1 protein-coding gene is annotated in these 369 nt (G+C 59.1%); it reads left to right on the top strand.

Going from position 1 to position 369, the window contains the following annotated elements:
- Positions 1–369: hypothetical protein (locus CDV44_RS28325; protein WP_212677166.1), on the top strand; the 369-nt coding region annotated here is incomplete at both ends.

The following is a 369-nucleotide window of genomic DNA, read 5'->3' on the forward strand; positions in this document are numbered from 1 at the left end:
TGGCGATCGCCGAAGACCTGATTCGACGCCTCATGGCCGAAGGTCCGGGATTCGAGATCGGCACGGCGATGCATCAGACGCCAACGCTCGATCTCTGGGCGCTTTCGGTTCTCGAGCGGACTCGGCCCACAACCGTCACTGCCGATGTGCTGACACTGAGAATTCTGCAAGCGTTTTCTCAGGACGTTGCCATTCCTTGCGTATTCGTCGAAGCGTCGCAGCGCGTGCGCTTCAGTCTCTCTTCGGAAGGAGACCAACCCGTCAGATCGTTGATCGATCTGGCCGTCGCGATCGAAACCACGGGGCATCGGCAGCGAGAAATCTGCCGAAATGCCTACGAGGCAATCTGCGTCACACACCATCGCACGA

Origin of the sequence: Pandoraea sp. PE-S2R-1, from assembly GCF_002179865.1 — a bacterium.
Classification (GTDB): Bacteria; Pseudomonadota; Gammaproteobacteria; order Burkholderiales; family Burkholderiaceae; genus Pandoraea.